The organism is Bradyrhizobium arachidis (genome assembly GCF_015291705.1).
Lineage (GTDB): Bacteria > Pseudomonadota > Alphaproteobacteria > Rhizobiales > Xanthobacteraceae > Bradyrhizobium > Bradyrhizobium arachidis.
Genome location: NZ_CP030050.1, coordinates 1343478 through 1356811, shown reverse-complemented (window position 1 = coordinate 1356811; position 13334 = coordinate 1343478). Strand labels below are relative to the sequence as shown.

Here is a 13334-nt window from a genome sequence, read left to right as displayed (position 1 = left end):
GTTCTCCTATCGTCCGGTATCGCCACCCTTGCCGGCGAGCACGCGGTCGAGCCCGTAGAAGCGGTCGAGCAGAATGAGGGCGGTCATGGTGATCGCGATCACGCAGGCCGAGACCGACGTCACCAGCGGATCGATGTTGTCCTGGATGTAGAGGAACATGCGCACCGGCAGCGTCTCGGTGCCGGGTGCCGCGAGAAAGACGGTCATGGTGAGATCGTCGAAAGACTGGATGAAGGCGAGCGCCCAGCCGCTGATGACGCCGGGCAGGATCAGCGGCAGGGTCACGCGACGAAACAGCGTCCAGCCGCCGGCGCCGAGCGAGACTGCTGCCATCTCGACCGTGCGGTCCATACCGGTCGCTGCCGCCAGCGTCAGCCGCAGCGCGAACGGAAACACGATGATGACATGCGCGATGATCAGCGCGGCAAAGCTGCCGCCGAGGCCGGCCGAGGTGAAGAAGCGCAGGAAGGCGATGCCGAGCACGACGTGCGGGATCATCAGCGGCGAGAGGAACAGCGCGGCAAGCGCATCGCGCCCGCGGAAGCGATAGCGCGCGATCGCGAGCGCCGCCGGCACCGCGAACAGCAGCGCGACGAGAGACGACAGCGCACCGAGGCCGAGGCTGACCCAGAAGGCGTGGATGAATTCCGGGTAGTTCGCGATGGTCCTGAACCAGCGCAGCGAGAAGCCGTTGGTCGGCAGCGACAGGAAGCCTTCCGGCGTGAAGGCAACGAGGCACACGACCAGGATCGGCGCCACCATGACGATGACGAAGATGGTGTGGAAGATCAGCGCGAGCGGCCCGTTCCGTCTCATCGGAACACCTCCGCATAGCGGCGCTCGATCAGCGCGTTGCTGCCGACAACGATGAGGACCAGCGCAACGAGAAGGAGCGTCGCGACCGCGGCACCGAGCGGCCAGTTCAGCGTGTTGAGGAATTCGTCATAGGCGAGCGTCGCCGCGACCTTGAGCCGGCGGCCGCCGATGATCGCCGGTGTCGCGAAGGCGCTGGCCGACAGCGAGAACACGATGATCGCGCCCGAGAGCACGCCCGGCATGATCTGCGGCATGATGATGCGGCGGATGATGGTCGCAGGACCGGCGCCGAGCGACATCGCAGCATTCTCGATCTGCGGATCGAGCCGCTGCAGCGCGGCCCAGACCGACAGCACCATGAACGGCATCATCACATGGGCGAGCGCGACGACCATGCCGGTTTCGGTGAACATGAAGGGAATGGGGAAACGGATCACGCCGAGCGACATCAGGAGCTTGTTGACGAGCCCGTTGTTGCCGCCGAACAGCAGCGCCCAACCGAGCGTGCGCGCGACGACGGAGATCAGCAGCGGCCCGAGAATGACCAGCAGGAAAAAACTCTTCCAGCGGCCGCTCATGCGGTTGAGGATGTAAGCCTCGGGCGCACCAAGCAATGCGGTGAGCAGCGTGGTGAGAATTGCGATGCGAAACGTCCGCCAGAACATCTCGGCGTAATAGGGATCGGTCGCGATCTCGTGCCAGTTCTTGAGGATGAAGACCGGCTCGATGCCCTTGTACTGGCCCCAATCGTGGAACGACAGCATCACCGTCATTGCGAGCGGAATCAGCAGGACGCCGACGAACAGCATCAAAGCAGGCGCCGTCAACGCCCATGGCGCACGCGCGCTGCGCTCCTCGGCGGCCGCGCTCATGCGCCGGCCCTCGCGCGCACGCTCATATCCTCGGGCCGCCAGGTCAGGCGAACGGCGTCGCCTTCGGCAGGCTGCGCCTTTCCGTCGTTCTGCCGGATCACGATCGCCGGGCCGCACTCGCTGTCGCACTGGAACAGCCAGTGATTGCCCTGGAAGATACGCGTGACGATCTTTGCGCTGAGGCCTGTGTCGCCAAAGCCGATTCTTTCGGGGCGAACGCTGACGGTCACGGGACCGCCAAGCCCGGCCGGCGCCGGTGCACGCCAGGAGCCCGCCATCAGTTGCGTCGGCGAGACGGTCCGGTCGATCGTGCCGGCAAAGTCATTGGTCTTGCCCAAAAACTGCGAGACGAAAGCCGAGGCCGGTCTCTCGTAGGTTTCCTGCGGGGTGCCGATCTGCTCGATCTTGCCCTCGCTCATCACAACGATGCGGTCGGACAGCGACATCGCCTCGTTCTGGTCGTGGGTGACGAGGATCGTGGTGGTGCCGATGGTGCGCTGGATCTGGCGCAGCTCGATCTGCATCTCCTCCCGCAACTTGGCGTCGAGGTTGGACAGCGGCTCGTCGAGCAGCAACACGCTCGGCTTGATCACCAGCGCGCGCGCCAGCGCGACGCGCTGCTGCTGGCCGCCGGACATGCGGCGGGGATGGCGGTCCTCGTAACCGGCAAGGCCGACCATCGCGAGCGCGGCGCGAACGCGTTCGGCCCGTTCGTTGCGCGGCACGTTACGCATCTCCAGGCCAAAGGCGACGTTCTCCGCCGCGGTCATGTGCGGAAACAGCGCATAGCTCTGGAACACGATCCCGAGGCCACGCTTGGCCGGATGGATCGCGGTCAGGTCCTTGCCCTCGAGGCGGATCGCGCCGCGCGTGGGATCGAGGAAGCCCGCGATCATCTGCAGCGTGGTGGTCTTGCCGCAGCCGGACGGGCCGAGGAAGGAGATGAACTCCCCCTTCCCCACCGACAGGCTGAAGTCGTCGACCACAGTCTGCGCACCGAACTGCTTTGCGACCCGATCGAGCTCAAGATAAGCCATCACGCTGTCTCCGCTGCGACCGGTCAGCGCTCGACCTCGCGATTCCAGCGCTTGGTCCACTCCTCGCGCTTCTCGTTGATCACGGTCCAGTCCGGATTGTAGAGCTTGGCCGCGCGCTCGCCGATCGGCGCCATCTTGCCGAGCTCCGGCGGCACCTTCAGCGATTTCAGCACCGGGCCGTAGCCGTAATCCTTCAGCATCACGAGCTGGATCTTGGGATCGAGCAGCATCTTGACGAAGTTTGAGGCCAGCGGCGAGGCGTTCGGCTTGTTGATCGGACACGCCGTCGTCAGCAGCGTCGCGGCGCCTTCCTTGGGATAGACGAAGTCGACGGGGAAGCCGGTGTTGGCAAAGCTCTGCACGCGGCCGGTGCCCCACACCGCGATCACGGCCTGACCGGACTGGAACAGCTCGGTCATCTTGCCCGGCGACGGCTCATAGGCGAGCACGTTCGGATTGATCTCTTCCTTGAAGATCTTGAAACCGGAATCGACGTTGGACTCGCCGCCGCCGTTCATCTTCGACAACATCACCAGCGCTTCGAGACCATAGGTGTTGTTGATCGGCGGGATCACGAGCTGTTTGGCGTATTTGGTGTCCTTCAGGTCGTTCCACGAGGTCGGCGGCGCCCAGCCTTTCTCGGCGAACACCTTGGTGTTGTACATCAGCCCGGTCGCGACGATACCGATCGCAACGGCACGATCGTCCTTGAAGCGCGCGGTGTCGTAGAGATCGGCCGGCAGGCCATCGAGCTTGCCGCAGAAGCCGAGCTGGATCGCCTGGTACATCGGGCCGTCGTCGACGATGGCGACGTCGATCTGCTGGTTGCCCTTCTGCGCCTGGAGCTTTGCCAGCGTGTCGGTGGAGTTGCCGGCGACGTATTCGACCTTGACGCCGTTCTCCTTCTCGAAGGCCGGGATCACCTCGTCGCGGATGGTCTTCTCGAACGAGCCGCCATAGCCGGCGACATAGAGCGTCTTTTGCTGGGCCGAGGCGACCGAGGGAGCGGCAATGAGCGCCGCGATGCTGACCGCTGTCAGGAGGCGAAGAGTCTTCATTTGGACCGATCTCCAATACCGGAATGAGGTGACGTGCCGACGAGTCTCGCTGGCTGAAGCGCGTTGCCGCATTCCCTTCCGCGCCAATCCGTTTCCGATCAGGGCTCCGGCCCCCATTCGGCGGATTTGGCGCGATCTGGAGGTTTGAATCCCTCCAATCTGCCGAAAAAGCGGGCTGACTCCAGTCCTGATGAAAAAGATCGCAGACGTATACTTCCATCGTCCAATGAATAATGGCATCCTCTGCATACCAGAATGTTATGAATGGAATTCGGGATGGCGCGGATCAATTCGCGGCAGGTGGAGGCCTTCCGGGCGACGATGCTGACCGGCAGCGTCACCGAGGCGGCGAAGCTGATGGTGGTGACGCAGCCGGCGGTGAGCCGGTTGCTGCGCGACCTCCAGGCGCTGCTCAAGATGGAGCTGTTCGAGCGGCGCGGCACCGGCCTCGTGCCGACCGCCGCGGCGATGGCGCTCTACACTGAGGTCGAACGCTCCTTCGTCGGTCTCGAACGCATCACCGCGGCTGCGGAAGAAATCCGTGGCCGCCGCACCGGCTCGTTGCGGATCGCCGCGCTGCCGGCGCTGGCCAATGGATACTTGCCGCGTCTCGCGGGACATTTCCTGATGGAGCGGCCGAACCTCAACCTTGCCTTCTTCGGCGTGATCTCGCCGATCGTGGTCGATTGGGTGCTGAACAATCAGTGCGACATCGGCTTTGCCGAGGTGCCGATCGCGCATTCCGGCCTGCCGAGCCAGCGGCTGCCGGCATTGGCGCGCGTCGCGGTGCTGCCGACCGGCCATCGCCTCGCAGAGAAAGAAGTGCTGGAGCCGCGCGATTTCGAGGGCGAGACCTTCATCTCGCTGTCGGCGGGATCGTCGAGCCGGCATCTCGTCGACCAGGTCTTCCACCGCCACGATGTCCGCCGCGTGCTGCGCGTCGAGACCACGCTGTCGGAAATCATGTGCGGCATGGTCTCGTCCGGGCTCGGCGTCTCGATCTGCGATCCCTTCACCGCGCAGGAATTTGCAACGCGCGGCGTCGTCGTGCGCCGCTTCCTGCCGCGCATCGATTTCGAATTCTCCGCGGTCTTTCCAGCGCAGCGCAGCCCCTCGCCGGTGGCGCTGGATCTGGTCGAGACCATGCGCAAGGCGCTCACCGAAATCGACGAACGGCTCGCGCGCATGACTGATTGCTTGCACTGATGAGGCCGATCTCCTACCTGAGGACACATGGCACGCATCACCATCATCGAGACCGGACGGGTCCCGCAAAAATATCGCGAGCGTCACGGCTCGTTCCCGGACATGTTCGAGCGGATGGTCCAGGCCGAGGATCCGAACGCGACGGTGGACGTCGTCAGCATCCCGAATGGCGATGCGCTTCCCGATCCGCGCAACCTCGAAGCCGTGCTGATCACCGGCGCGGCGGCCGGGGTCTATGACGGGCTCGACTGGATCGCGCCGCTCGAAGACTTCGTCCGCACCGCCTACGCCAACAAGACGCCGATGGTCGGCGTCTGCTTCGGCCACCAACTGATCGCGCAGGCGCTCGGCGGCACCGTGCGCAAATCGGACAAGGGCTGGGGCATCGGGCGGCACGTCTATCGCGTGCTGCCGGAGAACGGCGTCGTCGATGGCGAAGCGGTCGCGATCGCGGCCTCACATCAGGATCAGGTGATCGAGCCGCCGAAGGACGCGCTGACAATTCTCTCCTCGGACTTCACCCCGCATGCCGGCCTGCTCTATGCCAACGGCGCGACGCTGACCGTGCAGCCGCATCCGGAGTTCGATGTGGAGTTCGCAGAAGTGTGCTGCGATCTGCGCGACGGCAAGGCGCCGGATGATGTCGTGGCGACGGCAAGGGCATCGCTGGCGGAGCCGATGGACAACGCGAAGCTCGGCGGGGCGATTACGCGGTTCTTGGCGAAGCGCGCGGCCACCTAAAATTTAGTTCGCAACAGTCACCGCGCGGCCTCTTCCCTTCTCCCCTTGCGGGAGAAGGTGGCGCGAAGCGCCGGATGAGGGGTTCTATCCGCACGCTGGACTACTCGTGAGGGTAGATACCCCTCACCCGTCTCGCCGCTACGCGGCGAGCCACCCTCTCCCGCAAGGGGAGAGGGTGCAGTGCGCTTGCCGCGCTATCTCGCGAAGATCAAAACGGATCCGTCCCCAATCCCGGCACGTCGGCGGGTCGCGGGCCCGGCGCGGCCCAATGAAACCGGCGATCCTTCTCCGCAATCGCAATATCGTTGATCGATGCTTCGCGCCGCCGCATCAAGCCGTGCTCGTCGAACTCCCACTGCTCGTTGCCGTAGGAGCGATACCACTGGCCTTTTCCATCATGCCATTCGTACTGGAAGCGCACCGCGATGCGGTTGCCGTCGAAGGCCCAGAGATCCTTGATCAGGCGGTAGTCCTGCTCCTTCTCCCATTTGCGGGTCAGGAAGGCGACGATGGCCTCGCGGCCCTGGAACACTTCGGAGCGGTTGCGCCAGCGGCTGTCCTCGGTATAGGCGAGCGACACCTTCACTGGATCGCGCGAATTCCAGGCATCCTCGGCCATGCGCGCCTTTTGCGCGGCGGTCTCACGGGTGAAGGGCGGAAGCGGCGGGCGCGACATGGTGGCCTCATCGGTTGGTGGCGGCCGCAAATCTATCCCCGTACGCGGTGGAGTCGATAGGCTGTCACCTATCGGCCGATCACTTATCGGGCGATCAGGAAATCAAATCGGCTTTCATCAGCGCACGAATTGATTTCGGGATTGGCTGGGCGCGGCCGCCGCTGATGAAGGCGACGCGGACCTCGGCCTTAACCAGCACGTCGTCACCGCGTCGCACCTCCTGCGCCAGCATGATCGAGGCGCCCTTCACCGCAATCGGCCACGTCACGACATCGAGCACGTCGTCCATCCGTGCGGGCTTGAGGAAGTCGAGGTGCATCGAGCGCACGACGAAGGCAAAGCCGGCGCCTTCGGTCTCGGGCTGGTCGAACAGCGCCTGCTGCTCTGCGCCCATCAGCCTGAGATGATTGGTACGCCCGCGCTCCATGTAGCGCAGATAATTGGCGTGATAGACGATGCCGGAGAAATCCGTGTCCTCGTAATAGACGCGGACCTGCATGTGGTGGCGGCCGTCGCGGATCTCGCCGTCGAGATGGGCAGTCACGTCGCGGGCCTCTTGGCTTTTTGCTACCGGCCCGTTTTGCGCAAAAACGGCCTGCTGCGCAAGCGTGTCAGGATACGACCGGGGCCGTCCGCCCCAGCGTCACCTCGACGATCTCAGGCGGTACGCCGACGCGGATCGGCATCAAGCTGCAACCGAGGCCGCCGGAGATGATGACGTCGCATTTCATCCTGACATGACCATAGGCGAGCTTCCCGCTATTCGGACCCCGAACAGCCGGCGACCAGCCGAGCAGGCGGACCTGGCCGCCATGGGTGTGGCCGGACAGCTGCAGCGCGACGCGCGCCGGCACGCGCCAGGCGATGTTGGGCTCATGCGCGAGCAGGATGATTGGCGCATCGTCGGTGACTTTCGCCAGCGTGCCTTCGAGATCGTCGACACCGAACCGCGCCGTGCTGCGGAAGCGCTGCGCCGGCGCAAAGGCGAGCTGATCGCCGAGGCCGGCGAGCCAGAAGGAGCGGCCGTCCTTGGTGAGGCGCACGGCGTCGTTCTCGTAGACCGGAATGCCGGCCGCCTCCAGCGCGCGATGCGCGACGGTCGGCCCGCGGCCGGCCCGCTGCACGGTCCGGTCGTCCCAATAATCGTGATTGCCCATGACGGCATGCACGCCGAGCGGTGCCTTGAGGCCGGACAGCACCCTCGCCCATTCGCTCGACGGAATGATGCGCGTGACCTGGTGAACGCCGGCAACATAATCGCCGAGCAGCACGATGAGATCGGCATTCAACGCGTTGGTGCGGTCGACGATCGCCTCGATCCGCTCCAGCGACATCCAGGGATCGCAGGCATGGATGTCGGCGACCGCCGCGATCTTCAGCCGAAGATCCGCCGGCCATTGCCGCGGGGTCGGATGATAGCGGGTGACGCGGAGCCGCATCGGCTCGACACCGACGCCATAGGCGGCGGTCGAGACGCCGAGGGCGGACAGGCCGCCGATGGACCGGATGAGATGACGACGCGAGATCATGGAAGCCCGAACGTGATGCACTTTCTTGATGCGGCCCGATTGAAGCGGAATTGGGGTGCGCTGGTGCAGACCGTCCGCATCCTCGTGCAAATTGCCTGCACAAAGATTACCGGAAGTTCATGACAACCGGACCCTTTCGACGCGATCAGTCGTCGCTCTCGTCCGTGCCGAACAGGCCGAACTGTGCCGCCGCGTCGCGCGAGGGCTCGGCGATGCCGAGATGGCGGAAGGCGTGCGAGGTAAGCAACCGGCCGCGCGGGGTGCGCTGGAGATACCCGCACTGGATCAGATAAGGCTCGATGATGTCCTCGATCGCATCGCGCGGCTCGGACAGCGCTGCGGCCATCGTCTCGACCCCGACCGGGCCGCCGCCATAGTTGAGCGCGATGGTCGAGAGGTAGCGGCGGTCCATGGCGTCCAGGCCCGCCGCGTCGACCTCGAGCGCGCTCAGCGCGTGGTCGGCGATCTTGCGGTCGATCTGCTCGGCATTGGCGGCTGAAGCAAAATCGCGCACGCGGCGGAGCAGACGGCCGGCGATGCGCGGCGTGCCGCGGGCGCGGCGCGCGATCTCGTTGGCGCCATCAGTGCTCATGCCGACATTGAGCACGCGGGCGCCGCGCGTGACGATGCTCTCGAGCTCCTCGATGGTGTAGAAATTGAGCCGGACCGGAATGCCGAAACGGTCGCGCAAGGGATTGGTGAGCAGGCCGGCGCGTGTGGTGGCGCCGACGAGGGTGAATTTCGACAGCTCGATCTTCACCGAGCGCGCCGCCGGCCCCTCGCCGATGATGAGGTCGAGCTGAAAGTCCTCCATCGCGGGATAGAGCACTTCTTCGACCGCGGGACTGAGGCGATGGATCTCGTCAATGAAGAGCACGTCGCGCTCTTCGAGATTGGTCAGCAGCGCGGCGAGATCGCCGGCCTTGGCGATGACGGGGCCTGATGTCGCACGAAAGCCGACGCCGAGCTCCTTCGCCACGATCTGCGCCAGCGTGGTCTTGCCGAGGCCGGGAGGACCGACGAACAGCACGTGGTCCAGCGCCTCGCCGCGCTTGCGTGCGGCCTCGATGAAGATCGAGAGGTTCTTGCGCGCCTGCTGCTGGCCGACGAAGTCGGACAGCGACTGTGGACGCAGCGCAGTGTCGCCGACATCGTCGCTACGGCGCTCGGGCGAGACCATGCGGTTGGCCTTGGGATCGCTCATTTCGAGAGCTCCTTCAGGCCGAGGCGGATGAGCTGCGCCGTCTCGGCGCTTTCACCCGCGCTGCGCGATGCCGATGCGATGGCCGCGGCGGCCTGCGGCTGGCCGTAACCGAGATTGACCAGGGCGGAGATCGCATCTGCAACGGGGCGCGGCGCGCGCTGATCGTCGACGGCGCCGGCGAGATGCACCACGGCCGGATCGACACTGGCGAAGGCCGGCGCCTTGTCCTTCAATTCGGTGACGATACGCTCGGCCACCTTGGGGCCGACGCCGGGCGTGCGCGCCACCGCGGCCTTGTCGCGGAGCGCAATGGCGTTGGCGAGATCGGAAGGCTGCAGCGTGCCGAGCACGGCGAGCGCGACCTTGGCACCGACGCCCTGCACGGTCTGGAGCAGACGAAACCATTCGCGCTCCTGGTCGGTCCGGAAGCCGAACAGCTTTATCTGATCTTCGCGGACGTAGGTCTCGATCGACAGCACGGCCGCTTCACCCGGCGAAGGCAGATGCTGCAACGTGCGGGAGGAACAGTGCACCTGATAGCCGACGCCGCCGACGTCGAGAATCACAAAATCCTCGCCGTAGGAATCGATCAGGCCCTTGAGCTTGCCGATCATAGTCCCGCCACCTTTAGCCGGAGCGCCGTGCTTTGGCGGTGGTGAGCGTGAGTGATGGCGATGGCGAGCGCGTCGGCAGCGTCCGCGGACGGCGGCTCGGCTTTCGGCAGCAATATCTTCAGCATCATCGCGATCTGTTGCTTGTCGGCGTGGCCGGCGCCGACCACGGTCTTCTTGACCTGGTTCGGCGCATATTCGGCGACAGAGATGCCGAACATTGCAGGCGCCAGCATGGCGACGCCGCGGGCCTGGCCGAGCTTCAGCGTCGCAACGCCGTCCTTGTTGACAAAAGTCTGCTCGACCGCGGCTTCGATCGGCTTGTGATCGGACAGAACGGCCGCAAGCCCTTCATGGATCGCGAGCAGCCGGCTCGACAGCGGCAGATCGTCCCGCGGCTCCACCGAACCGCAAGCGACGTAGATCAATCGGTTGCCCTCAGCCTCGATCACGCCCCAGCCGGTGCGGCGCAGGCCGGGGTCGATGCCGATGATGCGAACGGGGCCACGAATCGGGAGCGCGGTCATGGGCCAGTGATAGCGGCTGGCTGCGATGGGGGAAACAGAAACAGAACGGAAGTAACAGGGGAAGTGGGATGTCTCGGGTGAGCAGGGCTGCCCACTTCATACTCCGTCGTCATACCCCGCGAAGGCGGGGTATCCAGCACGCCGCGGCTTCTCCGTATCCGCTGGCGCCTCTGGAATACTGGATCGCCCGCCTTCGCGGGCGATGACAGCGGTGGATGAGGCTACCGGACGGCCTAGCCGCCCATCTTCGCGACCAGCGCGTCCGACACCTCGAAATTGGCGTAGACGTTCTGGACGTCGTCGTGCTCGTTGAGCAGGTCCATCAGCTTGAGCAGCTTCTCGCCGGTCTCGTCGTCGACGGCGACCGTGTTCTGCGGCTTCCAGATCAGCGCGGCCTTGCGCGGTTCGCCGAACTTGGCCTCCAGCGCCTTGGCGACGTCGCGATAGCTCTCGGTCGAGGCGTAGATCTCGTGGCCGCCTTCGCCGGAGACGACGTCGTCGGCACCGGCCTCGATCGCGGCATCGAGCACCGCATCGTCATCGGCGACGCTGCGGTCGTATTCGATGATGCCGGTGCGGTCGAACATGAAGGAAACCGAGCCGGTTTCGCCGAGATTGCCGCCCGACTTGGTGAAGAAGGAGCGGATGTCGGAGGCGGCGCGATTGCGGTTGTCGGTCAGCGCCTCGACGATGACGGCGACGCCGCCCGGGCCATAACCTTCGTAGCGGATCTCGTCATAGTTCTCGCCGTCGCTGCCGAGCGCCTTCTTGATGGCGCGCTCGATATTGTCCTTCGGCATGTTCTCCTGGCGCGCGGCGATCACGGCGGCGCGCAGGCGCGGGTTCATGGCGGGGTCGGGCGTGCCGAGCTTGGCCGCGACGGTGATTTCCCGCGCCAGCTTACCGAACAGCTTCGACTTCTGCGCATCCTGCCGCCCCTTGCGGTGCATGATGTTCTTGAATTGGGAATGTCCGGCCATGCGTGGTCTCGTAAAGGAATCGTGCGCCAAGGTGAGCTTAGGGAAGCGCGGCCTTATAGGCCCTCCACCCACCGGAATGAAAGAGGCTCTACGACTTTAAGGTAATACCGTAAGGCCCCCTGCCTAGAGGTCAGGCACCGTTAACCCTGATTTCATTCCGGATTGCGAAAATAGCGCCTGACCGTTCCCCGACAAGAGAAACCCGATGGCGTTCGGACTATTTCGGAAGCGTCTGCCGGATACGGCTGCGCCTGCGGTCGCCCCGCAGACTGTGCGGCCGACGGCCCATTCCGAGCCCGCCCCGGCCGCTGAGGGCGATTCGGCCCGGGAAATCCTGGAACTGCTGGAACTCGAGCTCGGGGCGATGATTCGCCAGCTCGAGCGCGCCGCCAATTCGGTGGCCGGCGGCGCTGAGGCGACCGCCGCGACGCTGGCCGACATCCGCGACCGCACCGACGCCCTCACCGGCCGCACCAACGCCGCGCAGTCGACCGCCTCGACCTTCGCTCATGCCGCCGACAAATTCACCCAATCCGCGCAAGGCATCGGCGCCCAGGTCCGCGCGGCCGCCAAGCTCGCCGATGAGGCCAGCACCGCGGCGCAGGAAGCCCGCGCCAATGTCGACCGCCTGCGCGAGTCCTCCGCGGCGATCGGCAACGTCGTCAACCTGATCGCGCAGATCGCACGGCAGACGACGCTGCTCGCGCTCAACTCGACCATCGAGGCCGCACGTGCGGGCGCGGCCGGCAAGGGCTTTGCGGTCGTCGCCACCGAGGTGAAGGCGCTCGCGGTCCAGACGCAAGGCGCCACGGAAGAGATCTCGAAGAAGATCGACGCGCTGCAGCGCGATGCCGCCGGCTCCGCCGACGCCGTGCACCGGATCTCGCAGGCGATCGAGGCGATCCGCCCGGTGTTCGACACCGTCAACGGCGCGGTCGCCGAGCAGAACGCCACAACGAGCGAAGTCTCCGGCAATGCCGCCAGCGCCTCGGAGTTCATCATCTCGGTCGGCGAGAGCGCAGCCGAGATCGACGCCGCGACCAAGGCCGCCGAGACCCATGGCGAGAACGTCGCCAGCGCCGGCAAGGCGGTCACCACCTTCGCGCAGAAGCTGAAATCGCGCTGCGCCGTGCTGCTGCGCCAGAGCGAGCACGACGATCGCCGCAAGACCGAGCGGCTGCCCTGCCATCTCAAATTCGAGACGTCGCGCGGCGTGATGCCGGTCTACGAGATTGCGATGGACGGCGTGCTGATCGGCGGCGCCGACGCTGGGCGGCTGGCACCGCACACGATGATCGAAGGCAGCCTCGAAGACGTCGGCGCCTGCCGCCTGCGCGTGATCGAGCAGTCCAAGGCCGGCGCCCGCGCGCAGTTCATTGCCCCCAATGCCGAGCTCTCCGAGAAGATCGAGGACAGGCTCTGGTCGATCCACGAGGAGAACACCGAGTTCGTCACCCGCGCCATGGAAGCGGGCAACGCGCTGACCCAGATCTTCGAGCAGGCGCTTGCGCGCGGCGAGGTCAAGGTCGACGATCTCTTCGACACCGATTACGCGGACATCGCCGGCACCAATCCGCAGCAATACCGCACCCGCTATCTGGACTGGGCCGACCGCGCGCTGCCGCCGTTCCAGGAGGCCTTCCTCGCCAAGGACCCGCGCATGGCGTTCTGCGCCATGGTCGACCGCAACGGCTTCCTGCCCGTGCACAACAAGATCTATTCGCATCCGCAGCGGCCGGGCGATATCGCCTGGAACACGGCCAACAGCCGCAACCGACGGATCTTCAACGATCCGGCGGGGCTCGCCGCCGCGCGCAACCTGCGATCGTACCTGGTCCAGAGCTATGCGCGCGACATGGGCAACGGGAACACCGTCATGATGCGCGAGATCGACGTGCCGATCCGCGTGCAGGGCCGGCACTGGGGTGGATTCCGCACCGCCTACAAGCTCTAGGGCATGGTCCGAAAAAGTGGGCTGCGGTTTTTCGACGAGACCATGCTCACACAAAAAACCTGGGCGCGAAAAACCAAGGCGCAAATTGCGCCTTGTGCACGCTCAGGCAAGACGTCAGCCGCG

General features: G+C 65.4%; 14 protein-coding genes. 3 read left to right on the top strand and 11 right to left on the bottom strand.

Annotation, left to right across the window (positions count from 1 at the left end; translation table 11 throughout):
• Positions 1-6: 6 nt before the first annotated feature.
• From WN72_RS06670 to WN72_RS06655, 4 genes are read right to left on the bottom strand one after another with little or no spacing between them, the layout of a single operon-like run.
• Positions 7-816, bottom strand: coding sequence for an ABC transporter permease (locus tag WN72_RS06670; RefSeq protein ID WP_092216536.1), 810 nt, complete (start codon positions 814-816; stop codon positions 7-9).
• On the bottom strand, positions 813-1688 hold the full coding sequence (locus WN72_RS06665; protein WP_027561103.1) for an ABC transporter permease: 876 nt from the start codon (positions 1686-1688) through the stop codon (positions 813-815). Before WN72_RS06665 ends, WN72_RS06670 begins: the two co-directional genes overlap by 4 nt.
• Positions 1685-2725, bottom strand: a complete 1041-nt coding sequence (locus WN72_RS06660) for an ABC transporter ATP-binding protein (protein WP_027561104.1) — start codon at positions 2723-2725, stop codon at positions 1685-1687. The genes WN72_RS06665 and WN72_RS06660 overlap by 4 nt, the downstream gene beginning before the upstream one ends.
• 23 nt (positions 2726-2748) lie before the next feature.
• Positions 2749-3783, bottom strand: a complete 1035-nt coding sequence (locus tag WN72_RS06655; RefSeq protein ID WP_092216538.1) for an ABC transporter substrate-binding protein — start codon at positions 3781-3783, stop codon at positions 2749-2751.
• A gap of 276 nt (positions 3784-4059) precedes the next feature.
• Here WN72_RS06655 and WN72_RS06650 point away from each other — a divergent pair, with 276 nt between their 5' ends.
• Both WN72_RS06650 and WN72_RS06645 read left to right on the top strand, forming a co-directional pair.
• Complete coding sequence (locus tag WN72_RS06650) at positions 4060-4989, top strand: LysR substrate-binding domain-containing protein (protein ID WP_092216632.1); 930 nt, start codon at positions 4060-4062, stop codon at positions 4987-4989.
• Positions 4990-5016: 27 nt separating this feature from the next.
• A complete protein-coding gene (locus WN72_RS06645) occupies positions 5017-5730 on the top strand; it encodes a type 1 glutamine amidotransferase (protein WP_092216539.1) in 714 nt (237 codons plus the stop codon).
• A 208-nt stretch (positions 5731-5938) separates the two neighbouring features.
• On the opposite strand, the gene WN72_RS06640 is transcribed toward WN72_RS06645, so the two are convergent.
• The 7 genes from WN72_RS06640 to WN72_RS06610 form a co-directional block, all read right to left on the bottom strand.
• Complete coding sequence (locus tag WN72_RS06640) at positions 5939-6406, bottom strand: nuclear transport factor 2 family protein (protein WP_092216540.1); 468 nt, start codon at positions 6404-6406, stop codon at positions 5939-5941.
• A gap of 94 nt (positions 6407-6500) precedes the next feature.
• Positions 6501-6950 carry a tol-pal system-associated acyl-CoA thioesterase gene (gene ybgC / locus WN72_RS06635; RefSeq protein ID WP_143130620.1) on the bottom strand — a complete coding sequence of 150 codons (450 nt, stop codon included), beginning with the start codon at positions 6948-6950 and terminating at the stop codon, positions 6501-6503.
• 67 nt (positions 6951-7017) lie between these two features.
• Entirely contained in the window at positions 7018-7935 is a 918-nt protein-coding gene (locus WN72_RS06630) for a metallophosphoesterase (protein ID WP_092216541.1), read from the bottom strand.
• A 145-nt stretch (positions 7936-8080) separates the two neighbouring features.
• A complete protein-coding gene (ruvB, locus tag WN72_RS06625) occupies positions 8081-9139 on the bottom strand; it encodes a Holliday junction branch migration DNA helicase RuvB (RefSeq protein WP_092216542.1) in 1059 nt (352 codons plus the stop codon).
• Positions 9136-9753 (bottom strand): Holliday junction branch migration protein RuvA, encoded by a 618-nt coding sequence (ruvA, locus tag WN72_RS06620; protein ID WP_027561112.1) that lies wholly within the window; start codon positions 9751-9753, stop codon positions 9136-9138. Before ruvA ends, ruvB begins: the two co-directional genes overlap by 4 nt.
• Positions 9750-10277 carry a crossover junction endodeoxyribonuclease RuvC gene (gene ruvC / locus WN72_RS06615; RefSeq protein WP_027561113.1) on the bottom strand — a complete coding sequence of 176 codons (528 nt, stop codon included), beginning with the start codon at positions 10275-10277 and terminating at the stop codon, positions 9750-9752. Before ruvC ends, ruvA begins: the two co-directional genes overlap by 4 nt.
• A gap of 233 nt (positions 10278-10510) precedes the next feature.
• Positions 10511-11257, bottom strand: coding sequence for a YebC/PmpR family DNA-binding transcriptional regulator (locus WN72_RS06610; protein ID WP_018646706.1), 747 nt, complete (start codon positions 11255-11257; stop codon positions 10511-10513).
• 205 nt (positions 11258-11462) lie between these two features.
• Between WN72_RS06610 and WN72_RS06605 the strand changes: the two genes are divergently transcribed.
• Positions 11463-13211 (top strand): methyl-accepting chemotaxis protein, encoded by a 1749-nt coding sequence (locus tag WN72_RS06605; RefSeq protein ID WP_092216543.1) that lies wholly within the window; start codon positions 11463-11465, stop codon positions 13209-13211.
• Positions 13212-13334 lie beyond the last annotated feature (123 nt).